The organism is Streptomyces sp. NPDC090798 (assembly GCF_044768965.1).
In the GTDB taxonomy this organism is placed as follows: Bacteria; Actinomycetota; Actinomycetes; order Streptomycetales; family Streptomycetaceae; genus Streptomyces.
The window spans coordinates 75360-94491 of the sequence record NZ_JBIVXA010000010.1; the positions used below are offsets into that span (position 1 = coordinate 75360).

The window sequence follows — 19132 nt, forward strand, 5'->3', positions numbered from 1 at the left end:
GCCTGGGTCACTGAGCCAGCGAACGCGCGGTGCGCGGGCGGTCGTCCACGGGAGGGGTTCACTCAATGGCGGCGCATTTCGGCAGACTGCGCAAGGGAGCGACGACCACCGCCGTGGCCGCGGTCGCGGTCGCGGCCCTGTCCGCTTCCCAGGCACCCGGAGTGACCACCGACGACCTCGGCAGACAGGCCACCGGCGCCCAGCCCTCGGCGAACGCGAACACCGGCGGCGAAGGCGGCGGCGCGACCGGCGACTCGCCGTACTACACCGACCTTCCGCCGCTGAAGAGCCCCAACCCGAGCCCGTCGGCGAGCCCGACCACAGGCACGCCCGTCTCCGTCGGCGAGGCCGAGGCCGGCATACCCGCGACCGTCCTCGACGCCTACAAGAAGGCCGAGGCCGAGCTGCGCGCCTCCAAGCCGGGCTGCAACCTGCCCTGGCAACTCCTCGCCGCCATCGGCAAGGTCGAGTCCGGCCAGGCCCGCGGCGGCCGGGTCGACGCGAGCGGCACGACGTACTCGCCGATCCTCGGCCCCAAGCTCGACGGCAACGGCTTCGCGCTGATCGCCGACACCGACAACGGCGCGTACGACGGCGACCCCGCCTACGACCGGGCCGTGGGCCCCATGCAGTTCATCCCCTCCACCTGGGAGTGGGCGGGCCGCGACGGCAACGGCGACGGCAAGAAGGACCCCAACAACGTCTACGACGCGGCGCTCGCGGCCGGCCACTACCTGTGCCGGTTCGACCGGGACCTGTCGGTGCAGTCGCAGATGAACGCCGCGATCCTGAACTACAACAACTCGACGGCGTACCTCAACACGGTTCTGTCGTGGCTGGAGTACTACCGCAAGGGCACCTACCAGGTCCCGGACGGCACGGGCACCCTGCCCTCGCACAGCAGCAACAGCGACCCCGGGGCGAGCCCCAGCCCGTCCACGCCCGCGACCTCGACGCCGAGCACGCCGAGCACGCCGAGTGCACCGGGTACCTCCAAGCCGGGCACCCCCAAGCCGGGCAGCGGCGGCTCGACAAGCCCCACCCCGAAGCCGCCCGCGCCCAGTTCGCCCCCGCCGAGCCCGACGCCTCCCACGCCCACCCAGACGGTGGACCATCTGCAGGACGCGAACACCGGGAAGCTCACGGCGACGGCGGGCAGCGCCTTCGATGCCAAGGTCGCCGTGCGGGCCGAGTCCAAGGCGAGCAAGGGCGTGGCGAAGGTCCGGGTGCGGTTCACGATCATCGGCGACACGGACGCCGCCTTCACCGGCGGCGAGAGCGTCGCCACGGTCGTCACCGGCAGCACGGGCACGGCCACCGCGCCCGCACTCGTGGCGGGGGAGAAGACCGGCGACTTCACCGTCCGCGCCACCGTCGTGGGCCGCGTCCTTGGCGGCCTCGACTACACGGCCACCGTCACCCCGCGCCAGGCCGACACCCTCACCCGCACCAGCGACACCGAGCTGACCTGCGTGCCGGGCGGCGAGTTCGCCGACCAGGTCGAGGTGAAGGCCACCTACAAGGGTGCCGTCGCGGGCAAGGTCGCGGCCACCGCGACGCTCATCAAGTCGGCGGACGACGCGACCGAGAACGACAAGGGCCCGTACTTCAAGGACGCGGACGGCAAGACGATCCGCACCCTCACGGACCTCACGACGGACGCCGACGGCGTGCTCAAGCTCCCCAAGCTGTACGCGGACGACGCGACCGGCACGTTCCTGCTCCGCGTCAACACCACGGGCGGCGCGGTGCTGACGGTCGAGCTGAAGGTCGCCGCGGCCGCCTCGTAGGCCGTACGCGCGTCCAGGGCGCCCCTCCGCTTGTCGGCGGAGGGGCGCCCTCGTTCGTGTGCGCAAGGTGTTCTCATCTCGCCCCGCCGTTGCTACGGTGCCGGATCTGACGAGGTATCAGTTCTCGTTCCGCCGTCCCCCGGGAGGCCCCGCATGCGCGCCCTCATCGCCGCCGCGACCGGTCTCGCCGTGGCGTTCGCCCTGGTGCTCACGATCACGGCCATGGGCTCACCGGCGGGCAGGACCTCGCCCAAGCCGCTGCTGACGACCGTGCCCGCGCACCCGTAGCGCCCAGGGCATCCGCAACTCTCAGGGAGGGGCGCCGAGATGCGTCGTAAGGCCAGCCTGATCCTGCTCGCCTTCGCCGTGTTCTTCGCGGCGCTGTCCCCGCTGCTGCGCTGGTACGCCTTCCCGCGGCTGGCGAAGATCCCCGCCGACCAGTACCAGGACATGGTCCTGGAGGCGAAGGACGCGACCCTGCTCGACTACGGCACCATGCAGGCCAAGAAGGTCCCCAAGGTCACCATCGTGCAGACCCTGAAGGGCAACGTCGAGGCCTCCGACCGCATCGAGAGGACGGCGGGCCGCGATGTCGTCGTCTGGGACAGCCTCTCCTATGTGCAGGGCCCCGACGGGAAGATGGTCTCCAAGCTCCCCGAGCGCTACATCTTCGACGCGCACAGCCAGGACCCCGTCCATGCCACCGGGGAGTCCGTGGACGGCGACCCGGTCACGCGCGAGGGCATCGAGTTCAAGTGGCCCTTCCACACGGAGAAACGGGACTACGAGTACTTCGACGCGCAGACCCGTACCTCCGCCCCCATCCACTACAAGGGCACCCAGAGCTTCCGCGGGGTCAAGGTCTACTACTTCGAGCAGACCATCCCCTGGACGAAGGTCAAGTTCCCCAAGGTCATGCCGGTCCAGGGCGTCACCGCGGAGTCGGTCGCCAAGACGGGCACGACACGCTGGTACACGACCGTCCGCAAGTTCTGGGTGGAACCGGTCACCGGGGCGCCGGTCTACGGCGAGGAGATCCACAAGGAGGAGCTGCGGGGCGGCACGCTCCTCGGGGACCGCGACAAGGTGACCGCCTTCGCCGGACACGTGAAGATGCGCGAGGACTACATCAGGCACACGGTCGCCCTGGTCAAGTCCAACCGCACCCTGATCCTGCTGCTGACGTCGTACCTGCCGTGGGGCTTCCTGTTCCTGGGGGCGGCTCTGCTGTCCCTCTCCCTCTACCTGGAGGCGCGCAGCCGCCGCCCGGGCGATCCGGCCCCCACGGAGGCGGTGGAGCCGGAACCGGTCAACGCCTGAGCCGCGCGTTCGTGTGCCGGGTCGGCTCGGCGGCGGGCGAAGCGAGATGGGGGTCCCCCCGGCCGGAGGCTGGGGGAGGGTCCTCGGGCCACGGATGCTTGGGGTAGCGGCCCCGCAGCTCCGCCCGCACCGCCTTGTAGCCGTCCTTCCAGAAGGAGGCGAGGTCGGCGGTGACGGCGGCGGGGCGCCCGGCGGGCGAGAGCAGATGGACGAGCACGGGCACCCCGGCGACGGCCGGTGACTCGTGCAGCCCGAACATCTCCTGCAGCTTGACGGCGAGCACCGGCTGCTCGGGGTTGGCGTAGTCGATCCGGATCCTGGACCCGCTGGGCACCTCGATCCGCTCGGGCGCGAGTTCGTCCAGCCGGGCCGCGTCCCCCGTGGCCCAGGGCAGCAGCCGGTTCAGCGCCTGCCCGGCGTCGATCCGCGCCAGATCGGCCCGCCGCCGGGCACGGCCGAGCTCCGGCTCCAGCCACTCGTCCACGCGCGCGTGCAGCGCGTCCTCGGACACGTCGGGCCAGGGGTCGCCCAGGTGCAGCCGCAGGAACCCGAGCCGCCGCCGCAGCCCCTCGGCATCCGGGGACCACCGCAGCAGCCCGAACCCGTCCTCCCGCAGACCTTCGAGCAACGCCTCCCGTACGAACCCGGGGTCGGCGTTCTTCAGCGGACGCACCGCCAGCTCCACGGCGCCGAGCCGCTCGACCCGCCGCGCGACGACGTCGCCGTCGGCCCAGTGGACCTCGTCCCCCTCACTGTGCAGGGGCGCCGCGGCCCGCCGTGCCGATTCCTCGTCGACCACCGCGGCGAGCCGCACACGCGCGTGCCCGGCTCCGACGGGCCGATCGGCCACGGCTACCGCCAGCCAGGGCGCGCCGCGCAGGGCCGAGCCGCCACCGATGTCGGCACGGGTGCCGTTCAGCATGAGGTAGGAGCCGCCCTGGGCCTGCGCGAGCCGCTCGGGGAACGCCAGGGCGGCCACAAGCCCGACGACGCGATCGTCGCCGCCGCCGGCCGGCCACGGACCACCTTCGAGCCCGCCACCGCCGGCGCCGTCCCGGGCGGGTGGACGGGAGAGGCCCGTCGACCCGGAGCGCAGGCGTCGGGATTCGGTGCGCCAGCGGGACGCGTAGGGGTCGCCGCCGCGTCGGGCCAGTCTCCAGGCCCCGGCCAGATCGTCGCCGTACTCGCGGGGCGGCTCCTCGCTCAGGAGGGCGACCACTTCGGCGGCGCGGTCGGCGCCCACCAGGGGGGCCGCGTCCAGCAGCGCCCGGGCGAGCCGGGGGTGCAGGCCCAGCCGGGACATGCGGACACCCCGTTCCGTGGCCCGGCCGGCCGCGTCCACGGCACCCACCGCCGACAGGACGGATCGCGCCGCCGCCATCGCCCCGCCCGGCGGCGGGTCCAGCAGCGCCAGCCCCGTCGCGCCGGGATCGCCCCAGCAGGCCGTCTGCAGGGCGAACGCCGTCAGGTCGGCCACCTTGATCTCGGGGGCGGGGAAACGCGGCAGACGGGCGTCCTCGGCCTCCGTCCAGCAGCGGTACACCCGCCCCGGCGCCTCACGCCCGGCCCGCCCCGCCCGCTGCCGCCCGGCCGCTCGCGAGGCCCGTACCGTCGTCAGCGCGCTCAGCCCGCGCGCGTGGTCCACCCGCGGCTCCCGCGCCAGCCCGGAGTCGACGACCACCCGTACCCCCGGAACCGTCAGCGACGACTCCGCCACGGAGGTCGCCAGGACCACCCGGCGCCGGTCCCCGGTCCCCGGTGACAGCACCGCGTCCTGCACGGCGGCGGGCGCCCGCCCGTGCACCTGGAGCACGTCGACCCGGCCGCCCAGATCTCCCAGCCCACCCGCCACCCGCGCGATCTCCCCGACCCCGGGGAGGAAGCAGAGGACGTCCCCCTCGCACTCCGCCAGTGCCCGCCGCACCACCGACGCGACATGCGTCAGCAGCGCCGGGTCGACACGCATCCCGTGCGGCGGCCGTACCGGACGTACCGGAGGCGCCCACTCCACCTCCACCGGATACGAGACGCCCTCCGCCGCGACGACGGGCGCGTCGCCGAGCAGCCGCGCCCACCCCGCCGCGTCCGTGGTCGCCGACGCGGCCACGAGCCGTAGCTCGGGACGGAGCGCGGCCCGTACGTCCAGGAGGAACGCGGCGACCGTGTCGGCGTCCAGATGGCGTTCGTGGCACTCGTCGAGCACCACCACGTCGACGCCCGCGAGCTCCTGGTCCCGCTGGAGCCGTTGGAGGAGGACGCCCGTCGTGACGACCTCCACACGCGCGCGTGGCCCCACGACCCGCTCCCCGCGCACGGTGAACCCGACACTCTCGCCGACCTTCTCGCCGAGCAGCCACGCCATCCGCCGTGCGGCGGCCCGGGCGGCGATCCGCCGCGGCTCGGCGACCACGACCCGGCGCGCCGGCCGCCCGTCACCCGGGCGGCCGAGGAGTCCGGCGAGCGCCAGCGGCACGAGGGTCGTCTTGCCTGTCCCGGGCGGCGCCACGAGCACGGCGCTGCCGCCGCCCTCCAGGGCGTCGTCCAGGGCGGGCAGGGCGCCGCGTACGGGCAGCGCGTCCAGGGCGTCGTAACGGATCACCCGTTCAGTCTCGTACGCACACGAAGATCGCGGTACCGGGGATGAGGTTCCCGCGCAGCGGGGACCAGCCGCCCCACTCCTGGGTGTTCCAGGCGGGCCACTGCGGCTCGACCAGGTCGAGCAGCCGGAAGCCCCCGGCCACCACGTCCCGCACCCGGTCGCCGACCGTCCTGTGGTGCTCGACGTACACCGCGCGGCCCTCGTCGTCCTGCTCGACATAGGGAGTGCGGTCGAAATAGGAGGAGGAGACGGACAGGCCCTCGGGGCCGGGCTCGTCCGGGAAGGCCCAGCGGATCGGGTGCGTCACGGAGAAGACGAAGCGGCCGCCGGGGCGCAGCACCCGGTGGACCTCCTTCAGGACGCGCACCGGGTCGGCGACGAACGGCAACGCGCCGTACGCCGAGCACGCGAGGTCGAAGGAGCCGTCCGCGAAGGGCAGCGCGCCCGCGTCGGCTTCCACGAGCGGCACCCGGCCGCCTATGCGCAGCGCGTGCTGGAGCTGGCGGTGGGAGAGGTCCAGGGCGACCGGACGGGCCCCCTGGGCGGCCAGCCAGCGCGAGCACTGGGCCGCGCCGGCGCCGATCTCCAGGATGTCCTTGCCCTTGAGGTCCTCCGGCGGGCCGAGCAGCTCGGCCTCCACCTCGTCGAGGCCCTCGGGGCCCCATACGAAACGGTCGTCCCCGAGGAACGTGCCGTGTTCTGTCTGGTAGTCGTCCGCGTTCCGGTCCCACCAGCCGCGGTTGGCGCGGGAGCTCTCCGTGACGCCCGCGTCGCGCCGGGTCGCCTCCGGCTCGGCGGGTTCGGGCTCCCGGACCTCGGAGTGTTCCGGTTCTTGGATGTGGGGCTCTTGGATGATCGGCTCCCTCGTATTAGTCTGCGGGCTCGTCCAACCGGTCTCGGGCGTGTCACGGCAGGGGCTGCCTACGGCCCGCGTGGCCTCGTGGGACAGGTTTTGTGCCGGGTATGCGGCGATCCGCCCCGGGTGTGCGCCTTCGCGCATTGACCCTGCCCGGCTGCCCCCGTATGCTACAAGTTGCGCTGCGGGCCTGCGCTCCTCAGACGTAGCAGGCTGCGCTCGCATCTGTATGTATGTCCCCTCGGTTTTCGAGGCGCCACCGGGCAACCGGGTTGGCGCTTCCTTGGCTGTCCGGCTTCTACAGGGCGAAACGGGCTCCCGGCGTAAGCAGTACCTACGACTCACTGTCCGTACCGGAGCCCTTTCCCACATGACGAGCAGCACCGAGACCACCGCCACCACTCCGCAGGTTGCGGTCAACGACATCGGTAACGAGGAAGCCTTCCTCGCCGCGATCGACGAGACGATCAAGTACTTCAACGACGGCGACATCGTCGACGGCGTCATCGTGAAGGTCGACCGGGACGAGGTCCTGCTCGACATCGGTTACAAGACCGAAGGTGTCATCCCGAGCCGCGAGCTCTCGATCAAGCACGACGTCGACCCGAACGAGGTCGTCGCCGTCGGTGACGAGATCGAAGCCCTTGTTCTCCAGAAGGAGGACAAGGAAGGCCGCCTGATCCTCTCGAAGAAGCGCGCCCAGTACGAGCGCGCCTGGGGCACCATCGAGAAGATCAAGGAAGAGGACGGCATCGTCACCGGTACCGTCATCGAGGTCGTCAAGGGTGGTCTCATCCTCGACATCGGCCTCCGTGGCTTCCTGCCGGCTTCGCTCGTCGAGATGCGCCGTGTCCGCGACCTCCAGCCCTACGTGGGCAAGGAGCTCGAGGCCAAGATCATCGAGCTGGACAAGAACCGCAACAACGTGGTCCTGTCCCGCCGTGCCTGGCTGGAGCAGACCCAGTCCGAGGTTCGCCAGACGTTCCTCACCACCCTCCAGAAGGGTCAGGTCCGCTCCGGCGTCGTCTCCTCGATCGTCAACTTCGGTGCCTTCGTGGACCTGGGTGGCGTCGACGGTCTCGTGCACGTCTCCGAGCTCTCCTGGAAGCACATCGACCACCCCTCCGAGGTTGTCGAGGTCGGCCAGGAAGTCACCGTCGAGGTCCTCGACGTCGACATGGACCGCGAGCGCGTCTCCCTGTCGCTCAAGGCGACGCAGGAAGACCCGTGGCAGCAGTTCGCCCGTACGCACCAGATCGGTCAGGTCGTCCCGGGTAAGGTCACCAAGCTCGTTCCGTTCGGTGCGTTCGTCCGCGTGGACGAGGGCATCGAGGGTCTGGTCCACATCTCCGAGCTGGCCGAGCGCCACGTGGAGATCCCGGAGCAGGTCGTCCAGGTCAACGACGAGATCTTCGTCAAGGTCATCGACATCGACCTCGAGCGCCGCCGCATCAGCCTCTCGCTGAAGCAGGCCAACGAGTCCTTCGGTGCCGACCCGGCCTCGGTCGAGTTCGACCCGACCCTGTACGGCATGGCCGCGTCCTACGACGACCAGGGCAACTACATCTACCCCGAGGGCTTCGACCCCGAGACCAACGACTGGCTCGAGGGCTACGAGACCCAGCGCGAGGCGTGGGAGCACCAGTACGCCGAGGCGCAGTCGCGCTTCGAGCAGCACCAGGCTCAGGTCATCAAGTCCCGCGAGGCCGACGCCCAGGCCGAGGCCGAGGGCGCTGCCGCCCCCGCCGCCGGTTCCGGCGCGGGTGTCTCGGGTGGTTCGTACTCCTCGGAGTCGGACGACACCTCCGGCGCCCTGGCGTCGGACGAGGCCCTGGCTGCCCTCCGCGAGAAGCTCGCCGGCGGCCAGAGCTGAAAGCTCACCGCTAGCCAGTAGCACGTGACTGCGGGCCCGCACCCTTCGGGGTGTGGGCCCGCAGTGCGTTTGCTCCCCACTCGTCCCCCGGCCGTCCAGCGGGCCGCACGTGTGCGGTTGCAGAAACGTGCGGGATACACGAGTAACTGATGGGCCGTAACCAGTCGTTGGGAGGCTTCCCCGGTCGTTCAAGATCGAAAGGGGAGCCCCCGTCATGGCACAACCTCAGAGCGGTCCTGGCACGAGCCGGCGTTCCTTCCTGCGCAACGTGGGTCTCACGGGCGGCGCGGGCACCATGCTCGCCACCATGGGTGCCCTCGGCCTCGCGCCCACGGCCGAAGCCGCCCAGCGCGAACAGCCCTTCCGCGCCCCGCAGCCCGGCGACTTCACCCTCACCGGCCGCGGCGCCGCCAAGGTGGTCGTCGTCGGCGGCGGCATCGCCGGCCTGGCCTCCGCGTACGAACTCGGCAAGGCGGGCTACGACTGTACGGTCCTGGAGGCCAGAGGCCGCACCGGCGGCCGCAACTTCACGGTCCGCGGCGGCGATACCACCACCGACCTCTTCGGCAACACGCAGACGGCCCGCTTCAGCGACGGCCAGTACATGAACTGCGGCCCCGCCCGCATCCCCCAGTGGATGATCACCCTCGACTACTGCCGCGAACTCGGCGTCCCCATCGAGGTGTTCACCAACGTCAACGCGGACGCCTACCTCTTCAACGAGTCCGCCGGGATGAAGAAGCCCGTCCGGTACCGCACCGCGAAGGCCGACGTGTACGGCTATGTCTCCGAGTTGCTCGCCAAGGCCACCGGCAAGGGAGCCCTGGACAAGGAGATGACCGCCACCGACCAGGAGAAGCTCGTCGAGTTCCTCAAGGACTGGGGGGAACTGGGCGACAAGCTGACGTACGAGGGCGGCGAGCGCCGCGGATACACGACCGTTCCGGCCGCCGCGGGCACCCCCGGAGTGCTCCTCGGTGACGTCCCGTCGGCCTCCGACGTCCTCGCGTCCGGTGTCGGCCGCTACTTCTCCTTCGAGTTCGGCTTCGACCAGGCGATGCTGATGTTCCAGCCGGTGGGCGGCATGGACCGGATACCGCGCGCGCTCACCGGAGCGATAGGCGCCAACCGCATCCGTACAGGGGCCGTGGTCTCCAAAATCACCGACAAGGGGAACGGCGTTTCGGTCACCTACACCCAGGGAGGCCGTACGAAGGTGATCGACGCCGACTACTGCGTCGGCGCCCTCCCGCCCAACATCCTCGCCAAGATCCCGCACAACCTCGGCTCCGGAGTGCAGAGCGCCCTGGAGGCGATCGCTCCCTCGTCGGCGGCGAAGATCGGGCTCGAATACCGTTCCCGCTGGTGGGAGCTCGATCACCGCATCTACGGCGGTATCACCGAGACCGACCAGGACGTCACACACATCTGGCACCCCTCGTACGGCTTCCACGGTGCGCGCGGCGTGATGATCGGCTACTACAACTACGACGGCGACGCCGACTCGTACGCCGAGCTCACCCCCAAGGAGCGCGAGAAGCGCGCCGTCGCGGCCGGAGTGAAGATCTACGGCGAGAAGTACCGCACCGAACTCGCGTCCTCCTTCTCGCACCACTGGCGCCAGACACCGCATCTGGAGGCCGCCTGGCACAGCACCCCGGGCGGCCCCGACGACGTCCGCTACAAACCGCTGAACGAGCCCACGGGGCGCGTCTACTTCGCGGGCGACTGGCTCAGTCACACCGACGCCTGGCAGCACGGCGCGTTCACCTCCGCCCGCAAGGCGGTCACCGCGCTCCACACACGCGTGCTGTCGGCGTAGGTACTTGGGGCGACGAACCGGCAAGTGAGCCGAAGGGGCGCGCTTCCGCGCCCCGGAGGCGAACCGGGCCCTAAAAAGAGCGGTCCGGGGAATGCTCGCGATCCTCACCACGTTGTGAAGTACGAACACGAGGAGGAGCGGTCACAGTGCTTGATCCGCAGGGTTTGTACGCATGGGAGCCGAAGGGCCTGGCCGTGGTGGACATGGCACTTGCCCAGGAGTCGGCCGGTCTGGTCATGCTCTACCACTTCGACGGATACATCGACGCGGGCGAAACGGGCGACCAGATCGTCGACCGTCTGCTCGACTCGCTGCCCCACCAGGTCGTGGCCCGTTTCGACCACGACCGGCTCGTGGACTACCGGGCACGCCGCCCGTTGCTGACGTTCAAGCGCGACCGCTGGTCGGACTACGAGGAGCCCACGCTCGACGTGCGGCTCGTCCAGGACGCCACGGGCGCGCCCTTCCTGCTGCTGTCGGGGCCCGAGCCGGACGTCGAGTGGGAGCGCTTCGCCGCCGCCGTCCAGCAGATCGTGGAGCGGCTCGGCGTCCGGCTGTCCGTGAACTTCCACGGCATCCCCATGGGCGTGCCCCACACCCGCCCCGTGGGTCTCACCCCGCACGGCAACCGCACGGACCTGGTGCCGGGCCACCGCAGCCCCTTCGACGAGGCGCAGGTCCCCGGCAGCGCCGAGTCCCTCGTCGAGTACCGCCTCATGGAGGCAGGACACGACGTGCTGGGCGTCGCCGCGCACGTCCCGCACTACATCGCCCGCTCCCCGTACCCGGACGCGGCGCTGACCGTCCTGGAGTCCATCACGGGCGCCACGGGCCTGGTGCTCCCCGCCACGGCGCACTCCCTGCGCACGGAGGCGCACCGCACCCAGACGGAGATCGACCGGCAGATCCAGGAGGGCGACGAGGAGCTCGTGGCCCTCGTCCAGGGCCTCGAGCACCAGTACGACGCCGCCGCGGGCGCCGAGACGCGGGGCAACATGCTCGCGGAGCCGGTGGACATCCCCTCGGCGGACGAGATCGGGTTGGAGTTCGAGCGCTTCCTGGCGGAGCGCGAGGGTGACGCGTAGGGGCGGGGGCGATGCGTAGGACGGGGGCGCACGTAGACCGCTTCGTGCGGGGCGCATGAAAGCCCCTTTGCCGGGGCGCGCGTAAGCCCCTTCGTGCCTGCGTATAGGCCCCTTTGGGGGCTGTGGAGGGCTCGTCACCGGCAGGCCCTAAGCTCTCGGTCATGCTGAAGGTTGGCCTGACCGGCGGTATCGGCGCCGGCAAGAGCGAGGTGTCGAGGCTGCTCGTGCGGCTCGGCGCGGTGCTGATCGACGCGGACCTGATCGCGCGGGAGGTCGTCGCGCCCGGAACTCCCGGGCTCGCGGCCGTCGTCGACGCCTTCGGGCAGGACGTGCTCGCACCCGACGGCGGTCTGGACCGCCCCAAGCTGGGCGCGGTCGTCTTCGCCGACCCCGAGAAGCTCGCCGTCCTGAACTCGATCGTGCACCCCCTGGTGGGCGCCCGCTCCCGCGAGTTGGAGAGCGCCGCGGCCGAGGACGCCGTCGTGATCCACGACGTCCCGCTGCTCGCCGAGAACGCCCTCGGACCGCTGTACGACCTCGTGGTCGTCGTCGACGCCAGCCCCGAGACCCAGCTCGACCGACTCGTGCGGCTGCGGGGTATGACCGAGGCGGACGCCCGCGCCCGCATGGCCGCCCAGGCCACCCGTGAGAAGCGGCTGGGGATCGCGGACGTCGTCATCGACAACGACGTCCCGCTGGACGAGCTGGAGGGGCGTGTACGGGAGGTTTGGGCGGATCTCGTCCGCCGGGCGAACGCCCGCAGGGAATAGCCGTCCTCGACGGGGGCGTTGAACCCGTTCAGCGAGGGAAGGACTCTGCCGTGCCCGAGACCAGCGGATCGACCGGACGTACTCCGGAGACGCATGTCATCGACTTCCGTGCCGCCGAGCAACTGCTCGCCGCGCGGGACCCGCGGGGCGCGGTGAAGCTGCTCGACCCAGTGATCGCCGCGCACCCGGAGAACACCGCCGCCCGACTGCTGCGCGCGCGTGCCTTCTTCGCCGCCGCGCAACTGCGGCCCGCCGAGCTGGAGTTCACGATCGTCCTGGAGCGCGAGCCGGACAACGCGTTCGCGCACTTCGCGCTCGCCCGCACCTATGAGCGCCAGCTCCGCCCCGACCAGGCGAAGCGGCACTTCCGGCTGGCGGCGGCGCTCGACCCGAAGCCCCAGTACCTGGAAGCGGCGCGCTTCGATTCATGATTCGTGACTCGCCGTAGCCGTAAGTAGACGTAGCCGTTGCCGATCCGCTACGGGTGACGGTGCTCCGGAGGCCGGTACGGCGGGACGTCGCGGCCCGGCTGGTAGTGCGGCCCCTGTCGGATATGGCGCAGGATCCTGGCCATGTCGACGGTGACGATCAGCCACAGCACCCCGCACGCGGCCGCCCACCCAGGGCGTCCGACCAGCGCGAACGCGGCCGTACCGAAGATCGTCCAGACCAGACCCCAGACACTCAGCCAGAAGCGCATGCGCAGCGCGCTGCGCGCTTTCGTCGGTTCACTGCCTGTACGCATACGGATCACTACTCCGTGACGCTGATCCGTGACCATCGCTCCTACTGGAAACGTACTCTTCGTCGTGCACGTTGACCAAGGGGCCGCGGAGAGCGAGCGGCGGCCGGACCGACGGGAGGCGCGGGTGCTGCTGGAGGCGCTGCGGGCGGACGCGAGGCTCGCCGAGTGGCTGAGGGACCTGGAGAGCGAGGGCGCTCCCCGGCGGGAGGCGGTGCTCCCGGACGCGGACGAGCTGCCGGACCTCCTGCTCGACCTGGCCGTGGCCCACGAGCACATCAACGAACTCGTCGCGCTGCGCGGCCGGCTGGCGGCCGACCCGGAGGCGATGACGCTTCTCGCCCGGTGCGTCGGCCGCTTCGTACGGGACATGGGGGAGATCGGCAAGGGGTGGGAGCCGCCCGCGTTCCCCGAGTCGGCGGGGCCGCTCGGGCGCTGCTTCCACCTGTACGTCTTCGTCGCGGCGCTCCCGTACGTCCGGGCCTACCACCGCGGGCTCGGCATCCCCGACGACGTGTCCCGGCGCACCCTGGCCGACCTCGGCCGGCATGTGTCCGTGCACCACAGACGGCTCGGGACGCCGGGGCTGCTGTTCCCCTGGTGGCTCGCCCTGCACTTCCACGGTGAGCTGTTCCAGCTGGGCCGGCTCCAGTTCCAGCGGTCGCGGCTCGGCCGGCGCACGGGGCGGGCCGTCGCGGCGGCGGGGCTCGACGCCGGCCCCGGCGACGCGTGTCTGAGCCTGCACATACCCGACTTCCACGGGCCGCTGTCCCCCGCCGCCTGCGAGCGGTCGCTCGCGCTGGCACGGGAGTTCTTCGCCCGGCACTATCCCGACGAGCGCCATGAAGTCGCCGTGTGCCACTCCTGGCTGCTCGATCCACAGCTCGGGCGGTATCTCCCGGCGGACTCGAACATCATCCGCTTCCAGGAGCGCTTCCGGATCACGTACCAGGAGACGACCCCGGACGACGGGGTGCCGGTCGGCTTCGTCTTCGGCGATCCGGAGCTGCCCACGCGCGCGTTGCCACGCCGGAGCACGGTGGAGCGTGCGGTGGGGGACCATCTGCGCGCGGGCGGGCACTGGTACGTCGGGCACGGCTGGTTCACGCTGTAGCCCGTTTCCGCTCCACGGCGATGAGTTCCGGACGCGCTCCCGGTCTACTCCTGCGACAGCAACGCGTACCGCTTCGCACAGGAGACCCTCATGCCCGAGACCACCGTTCCCGTCGCCACGCTCGCCTCCACCTCCACCCCCGCGTCCTCTTCCGCCTCCGTGTCCTCTTCCGCCTCTTCGCCGAAGGCCCGAGGCGCTGCCCGGATCTCCCTGGGCGCGCTGCAGATCGTGCTCGGTCTCTTCTACGCGCTCGCCAGCGCGCTGCCCAAGCTGATCGCGCACCCGTCGGCCGCCGAGGCGTTCGACAAGCTCGGCTGGGGCAGCACGGGGATGTACCTCATCGGCGCGCTCGAACTCGCCGGAGGCCTCGCCCTGCTGGTCCCGCTCCTGTCCTCGGTGGCGGCCGTGGCGCTCGGCGCGCTGATGGTGGGCGCCTTCGTCGTGAACGTCACCGTCATCCACGGGCCGTACGTGGCGACTCCGCTCATCCTGATCCTGCCGCTCGCACTGATCGCGTGGGCCAGGAGGGGCCACACCACCGAGCTGGTCCGGTGGGTGCGGCGACGGGTATGACCCGGCGACGCCCTCGGGTCAGGGCGACTCGGGGCCGCCGAGGCCCCGGAGGCGTTCCATCTCGCGGCGGTCCCGCTTGGTCGGGCGGCCCGCTCCGCGGTCGCGGACGCCGGCCGGGGCGACCGCCTCGCGCGGCGGGGGCGGCGGGCTGTTGTCGACGTAGCACTCGACGGCGACGGGCGCGCCGACCCGCTTGCGGATCACCCGCTTCACGACGACGACCCGTTCCCGGATTCCCTGCCGCAGGCGGACCTCGTCACCAACCCGCAGGGCGTACGCGGGCTTGACGCGGTCGCCGTTCACCCGGACATGTCCGCCCCGGCACGCGGTCGCACCCGCCGAGCGGGTCTTGACCAGACGTACGGACCAGATCCAGCTGTCGACCCGCACGCTCTCGCCGGTCGCCGGACGGGCGGCCTCGGCGGCGGCCACCGCCTTCTCCTCGTCGACCTTCTCGTCGACCTTCTCGTCGTTCCGCTCGACGTCCGCACCCTCAGAAGCCATGCCTCGACTCTAGAAGAGTCCTGGCCCGGCATGTCCCGATGGCTTTACTGCGAGATGGTTGCAGCTGCGACAACTGTGCCAGAGAGTGGCTCAGGCGCTTGCGCCGTTAGCAGGAAGCTCGCGGCCGGAAGTCTCGCGGCCGGAAGTGTCGCAGCAGGAAGTAAGGACAGGCACGCATGGTCACCGTCCCCGCTCCCGCCTCCCCGCAGCCCGCCGCCTCGGCGGGTTCGCGCCGGCAGCGGATCCGTACCTCGATGACGCGCAGGGAGTGGGCCCGGCTCGGCGGCATGGCGGCCTTCGTCCTCGCGCTGCACGTCATCGGCTGGTTCATCCTGGTGGTGATCGTGGCGCCGGAGCACTACAGCCTCGGCACCAAGAGCTTCGGCATCGGGATCGGCGTCACCGCCTACACCCTCGGTATGCGGCACGCCTTCGACGCCGACCACATCGCCGCCATCGACAACACCACCCGCAAGCTGATGGGCGAGGGCAAGCGCCCGCTCTCCGTCGGCTTCTGGTTCTCGCTCGGGCACTCCAGCATCGTCTTCGCGCTGGCCCTCCTGCTGTCGCTGGGCGTCAAGGCGCTGGCCGGACCCGTCCAGGACGACAACTCCCAGCTGCACAGCGTCACCGGCATGATCGGTACGACCGTGTCCGGGGTCTTCCTCTATCTCATCGCCGGGATCAACCTCCTCATCCTCGTCGGGATCTGGAAGGTGTTCCGCCAGATGCGCACCGGGCATTTCGACGAGGCGGCGCTGGAGGAGCAGCTCGACAACCGAGGGCTGATGAACCGCCTCCTGGGCCGGCTGATGAAGTCGATCAGCAAGCCGTGGCAGATGTACCCGCTCGGCATGCTCTTCGGCCTGGGGTTCGACACCGCCACGGAGATCGCCCTGCTGGTCCTCGCCGGTTCCGGCGCCGCCTCCGGCCTGCCCTGGTACGCGATCCTGTGTCTGCCGGTGCTGTTCGCCGCGGGTATGTCGCTGCTGGACACCATCGACGGGTCCTTCATGAACTTCGCCTACGGCTGGGCGTTCTCCAAGCCGGTCCGCAAGGTCTTCTACAACCTCACCATCACGGGTCTGTCCGTCGCCGTCGCCCTGATCATCGGTACTGTGGAACTGCTGGGGCTGCTCGCCGAGAAGCTCGCTCTGCACGGAGTCTTCTGGGACTGGGTCGCGGGTCTGGACCTGAACGTCCTCGGCTTCGTCATCGTCGGACTGTTCTTCGTGACCTGGATCGTCGCCATGGCGGTGTGGAAGTTCGGCCGGATCGAGGAGAAGTGGACCGCCGGGCTGCGCCCCGCCGAACAGCCCACCGACTGACCCACCGACCGGCCCACCGACCGGCCCACCGGGGCCGGGTGGGGGAGGGGCGGGGCGCCCGGTCGTACGGTGGGGGCATGGACAGCAGCCCGGCCGACAGGAGCGATACCGGCATCGTCGGCGACCTGGACGACGTGGGCGATCTGGGCGACCGGGGCACCTTGAGCGACCTGGACGCACTGACCGACCTGGACGACCTGGACGCACTGACCGACCTGGACGCCCGGATCACCGGGTGTCGGGCGTGTCCGCGGCTGGTCGCGTGGCGCGAGGAGGTCGCCCGCACCAGACGTGCCGCCTTCGCCGACCAGACGTACTGGGGCCGCCCGGTCCCCGGCTACGGACCGGCCGACGCCTCGCTGCTCATCGTCGGGCTCGCACCCGCCGCCCACGGCGGGAACCGGACCGGACGGATGTTCACGGGGGACCGCTCCGGGGACGTGCTCTACGCGGCGCTGCACGACGTGGGGCTCGCCTCGCGAGGGACCTCGGTGAGCGCGGACGACGGACTGGAGCTGTACGGCGTACGCGTCACCTCGCCCGTGCACTGCGCGCCGCCCGCCAACAAGCCGACACCGGGCGAACGGGACACCTGCCGCCCCTGGCTCGTACGGGAGTTGGAGCTGCTGCGGCCCACGCTCCGGTCGGTGCTCGTGCTGGGAGCCTTCGGCTGGCAGGCCGCGCTGCCCGCCTTCGCCGCGGCGGGCTGGACGGTGCCCCGGCCCAGGCCGGTGTTCGCGCACGGGGCGAGGGTTTCCCTGGAAGCGCGGGACGGTCCGGCGGCGGGGTCCGTCGAGTTCTTCGGGTGCTTCCACGTCAGCCAGCGGAACACGTTCACCGGACGGCTGACGCCCGCCATGCTGCGTGACGTGCTGCGTACGGCGGCCGGGGCGGCGGGGCTGACGACGCGACCGTACGACGGTTAACCTCGCCCGATGGGCCTGTATCCGGAGATCGAACCGTACGACCACGGCATGCTCGACGTCGGCGACGGCAACCGCGTGTACTGGGAGGTCTGCGGGAACCCCGACGGCAAGCCCGTCGTCATGCTGCACGGTGGTCCGGGGTCCGGCTGCGGTCCTTGGTTCCGGCGCTACTGCGACCCCGCCAAGTACCGGATCGTGCTGCTCGACCAGCGCGGCTGCGGACGCTCCACGCCGCACGCCGCCGCGTACGGGACGGACATGGCCGTCAACACGACGGCGCATGTGATCGGCGACCTGGAGCTGCTGCGAGGGCACTTGGGCATCCGGCGGTGGCTGGTGTGGGGTGTGTCGTGGGGGTCGGTGCTGGGGCTGCGGTACGCGCAGACGCATCCGGACGTCGTCTCCGAGCTGGTGCTGACCGCGGTGGGCACCGGCGCGAACGCCGAAGTGGCCCTGCTGACCAGGGGACTTGGGCGGTTCTTCCCCGAGGCCTTCGAGCGGTTCCTCGCTGAACTGCCCGAGGGGGAGCGGGACGGTAACCTCGCCGCCGCGTACAGCCGGCTGCTCGAATCGCCCGACCCCGGGGTGCGGGCGCGGGCGGCGCGGGCCTGGACCGACTGGGAGACGGCGATCGTTCCCGCGCCGCCGCGGTCCGAGAGGCGCTATGAGGACCCGGAGTTCCGCATGGCTTTCGCGCGGACCGTCACCCACTACTTCGGCAACGACCACTTCCTGGGGGAAGGCAACGACGAAGGCGTCGTGATCCGCGACGCGCCCCTGCTGAAGGGCATCCCCGGCACGCTCGTCCAGGGCAGCCTCGACTTCGGGAACCTGCTGGGCACGGTGTGGCGCCTCCATCACGCCTGGCCCGACAGCGAGTTGATCGTCGTGGACGACGTGGGGCACACCATGGGGGCGAGGGGTGTGGTGGACGCGTTGGTGGCGGCGACGGACAAGTACGCCCCGCGTCAGGGGTCTCAGGCTTCTCCGAAGAGGTGCCGCACCGTCGAGCGGTAGTTGGCCTGGACGTGGGCGAGGGCGTGCGCGCGGGCGCGCTCCGGGTCGCCGGAGGCGATGGATTCGTACAACTCGTGGTGTTCGGTGAGGAGTTGGGGCCACTCCTCGTTCTGACGGGTGAGCCAGCGCAGTCGGCCGTCGACCGGCTCCATGACGGAGATCAGCAGACTGTTGCCCGCCATGGCGAGGATGCGGTCGTGGAAGCGGGTGTTGATGTCGGTGATCGCCTCCGCGTCGTCCGCCCGGGTCGCCGTCGCCGCACGGTCCAGCAGGTCCGCCAGCTCGGCCAGGTCCCGCGGTGTCGCCCGTGCCGCCGCGAGCCCGGCCGCGTAGACCTCCAGCGCCTCGCGCAGCTCGAAGAGTTCAGCCACGTCCGTCGGGGTGAGCCGGCGTACGACCGTGCGGCGCGGTGTCTCGAAGTGCACGAACCCCTCCGCCACGAGCGCGCGGATCGCCTCGCGCACGGGAACCCGAGAGACCCCGAACCGCTCCGCCAGCTCGCGCTCGACGAGACGGTCCCCGGGGCGCAGCCGCCCCGCGATGATCTCCTGCCGCAGCGCGGCCAGGACGCGTTCGCGGACCGCGCCCAGGGGTTCCCGCTGCGCGCCCAGGGGTTCGATCTTCGTCATGGGGCCATCTTCGCCGACTCCGGGGGTGTTTTACGGAGCCGTAACCGCTCGGACATCGGTCAGAACGCTTGACGGCGAGACCATGGCGGCAGTTTGGTATACCAAACACGCTCCGCAAGGTCGCCCCGCACGCGCCACAGCCGCCGCCCCCCATGCGAACCGCTGCTCCGTCCCCTCGCCCATG

Annotated in this window: 18 protein-coding genes; 13 read left to right on the forward strand and 5 right to left on the reverse strand. The window is 71.2% G+C overall.

What is annotated here, in order from left to right; all coding sequences use genetic code 11:
• Nucleotides 1–65: 65 nt before the first annotated feature.
• The 3 genes from ACIQTP_RS22460 to ACIQTP_RS22470 all read left to right on the forward strand — a co-directional run bounded on the left by ACIQTP_RS22460 (nucleotide 66) and on the right by ACIQTP_RS22470 (nucleotide 3110).
• Nucleotides 66–1790: a lytic transglycosylase domain-containing protein gene (locus ACIQTP_RS22460; protein WP_403402156.1), complete on the forward strand. Its 1725-nt coding sequence runs from the start codon at nucleotides 66–68 to the stop codon at nucleotides 1788–1790.
• 153 nt (nucleotides 1791–1943) lie between these two features.
• Nucleotides 1944–2078 (forward strand): SPW_0924 family protein, encoded by a 135-nt coding sequence (locus tag ACIQTP_RS22465; protein ID WP_107469484.1) that lies wholly within the window; start codon nucleotides 1944–1946, stop codon nucleotides 2076–2078.
• A 39-nt stretch (nucleotides 2079–2117) separates the two neighbouring features.
• Complete coding sequence (locus ACIQTP_RS22470) at nucleotides 2118–3110, forward strand: DUF3068 domain-containing protein (protein ID WP_403402159.1); 993 nt, start codon at nucleotides 2118–2120, stop codon at nucleotides 3108–3110.
• Here the strand turns inward: ACIQTP_RS22470 and hrpB are convergent.
• Nucleotides 3100–5709: an ATP-dependent helicase HrpB gene (gene hrpB / locus ACIQTP_RS22475; protein ID WP_403402162.1), complete on the reverse strand. Its 2610-nt coding sequence runs from the start codon at nucleotides 5707–5709 to the stop codon at nucleotides 3100–3102. The two genes, ACIQTP_RS22470 and hrpB, sit on opposite strands and share 11 nt — an antisense overlap.
• A gap of 4 nt (nucleotides 5710–5713) precedes the next feature.
• Nucleotides 5714–6709 (reverse strand): class I SAM-dependent methyltransferase, encoded by a 996-nt coding sequence (locus tag ACIQTP_RS22480; RefSeq protein ID WP_403402164.1) that lies wholly within the window; start codon nucleotides 6707–6709, stop codon nucleotides 5714–5716.
• A 226-nt stretch (nucleotides 6710–6935) separates the two neighbouring features.
• On the opposite strand from ACIQTP_RS22480, the gene rpsA reads away from it, so the two are divergent.
• From rpsA to ACIQTP_RS22505, 5 genes are all read left to right on the forward strand, one after another.
• Nucleotides 6936–8438 (forward strand): 30S ribosomal protein S1, encoded by a 1503-nt coding sequence (gene rpsA / locus ACIQTP_RS22485; protein WP_402043451.1) that lies wholly within the window; start codon nucleotides 6936–6938, stop codon nucleotides 8436–8438.
• A gap of 295 nt (nucleotides 8439–8733) precedes the next feature.
• The gene (locus tag ACIQTP_RS22490) at nucleotides 8734–10260 is read left to right on the forward strand and encodes a flavin monoamine oxidase family protein (RefSeq protein WP_403402734.1); all 1527 of its coding nucleotides are present in this window, start codon (nucleotides 8734–8736) and stop codon (nucleotides 10258–10260) included.
• 146 nt (nucleotides 10261–10406) lie between these two features.
• Complete coding sequence (locus ACIQTP_RS22495) at nucleotides 10407–11345, forward strand: PAC2 family protein (protein ID WP_402043448.1); 939 nt, start codon at nucleotides 10407–10409, stop codon at nucleotides 11343–11345.
• Between the two features lie 161 nt (nucleotides 11346–11506).
• Entirely contained in the window at nucleotides 11507–12115 is a 609-nt protein-coding gene (gene coaE, locus ACIQTP_RS22500) for a dephospho-CoA kinase (protein WP_403402167.1), read from the forward strand.
• Nucleotides 12116–12165: 50 nt separating this feature from the next.
• On the forward strand, nucleotides 12166–12546 hold the full coding sequence (locus tag ACIQTP_RS22505) for a tetratricopeptide repeat protein (protein ID WP_054235974.1): 381 nt from the start codon (nucleotides 12166–12168) through the stop codon (nucleotides 12544–12546).
• A gap of 47 nt (nucleotides 12547–12593) precedes the next feature.
• On the opposite strand, the gene ACIQTP_RS22510 is transcribed toward ACIQTP_RS22505, so the two are convergent.
• Nucleotides 12594–12860, reverse strand: a complete 267-nt coding sequence (locus tag ACIQTP_RS22510) for a DUF6343 family protein (RefSeq protein ID WP_403402170.1) — start codon at nucleotides 12858–12860, stop codon at nucleotides 12594–12596.
• Between the two features lie 124 nt (nucleotides 12861–12984).
• Here ACIQTP_RS22510 and ACIQTP_RS22515 point away from each other — a divergent pair, with 124 nt between their 5' ends.
• Both ACIQTP_RS22515 and ACIQTP_RS22520 read left to right on the forward strand, forming a co-directional pair.
• Nucleotides 12985–13971, forward strand: a complete 987-nt coding sequence (locus ACIQTP_RS22515) for an acyltransferase domain-containing protein (protein WP_403402737.1) — start codon at nucleotides 12985–12987, stop codon at nucleotides 13969–13971.
• A gap of 90 nt (nucleotides 13972–14061) precedes the next feature.
• Nucleotides 14062–14544: a DoxX family protein gene (locus ACIQTP_RS22520; protein ID WP_403402172.1), complete on the forward strand. Its 483-nt coding sequence runs from the start codon at nucleotides 14062–14064 to the stop codon at nucleotides 14542–14544.
• An 18-nt stretch (nucleotides 14545–14562) separates the two neighbouring features.
• On the opposite strand, the gene ACIQTP_RS22525 is transcribed toward ACIQTP_RS22520, so the two are convergent.
• Nucleotides 14563–15048 (reverse strand): RNA-binding S4 domain-containing protein, encoded by a 486-nt coding sequence (locus ACIQTP_RS22525; RefSeq protein ID WP_402043435.1) that lies wholly within the window; start codon nucleotides 15046–15048, stop codon nucleotides 14563–14565.
• A gap of 254 nt (nucleotides 15049–15302) precedes the next feature.
• On the opposite strand from ACIQTP_RS22525, the gene ACIQTP_RS22530 reads away from it, so the two are divergent.
• The 3 genes from ACIQTP_RS22530 (at nucleotide 15303) to pip (ending at nucleotide 18319) form a co-directional block, all read left to right on the forward strand.
• Complete coding sequence (locus tag ACIQTP_RS22530) at nucleotides 15303–16376, forward strand: HoxN/HupN/NixA family nickel/cobalt transporter (protein ID WP_403402740.1); 1074 nt, start codon at nucleotides 15303–15305, stop codon at nucleotides 16374–16376.
• A gap of 197 nt (nucleotides 16377–16573) precedes the next feature.
• Nucleotides 16574–17302 (forward strand): uracil-DNA glycosylase, encoded by a 729-nt coding sequence (locus ACIQTP_RS22535; protein WP_403402743.1) that lies wholly within the window; start codon nucleotides 16574–16576, stop codon nucleotides 17300–17302.
• Nucleotides 17303–17311: 9 nt separating this feature from the next.
• Complete coding sequence (gene pip, locus ACIQTP_RS22540) at nucleotides 17312–18319, forward strand: prolyl aminopeptidase (protein ID WP_403402175.1); 1008 nt, start codon at nucleotides 17312–17314, stop codon at nucleotides 18317–18319.
• Here pip and ACIQTP_RS22545 read toward each other — a convergent pair.
• A complete protein-coding gene (locus tag ACIQTP_RS22545; RefSeq protein WP_402043426.1) occupies nucleotides 18280–18948 on the reverse strand; it encodes a GntR family transcriptional regulator in 669 nt (222 codons plus the stop codon). The genes pip and ACIQTP_RS22545 overlap by 40 nt on opposite strands.
• Nucleotides 18949–19132 lie beyond the last annotated feature (184 nt).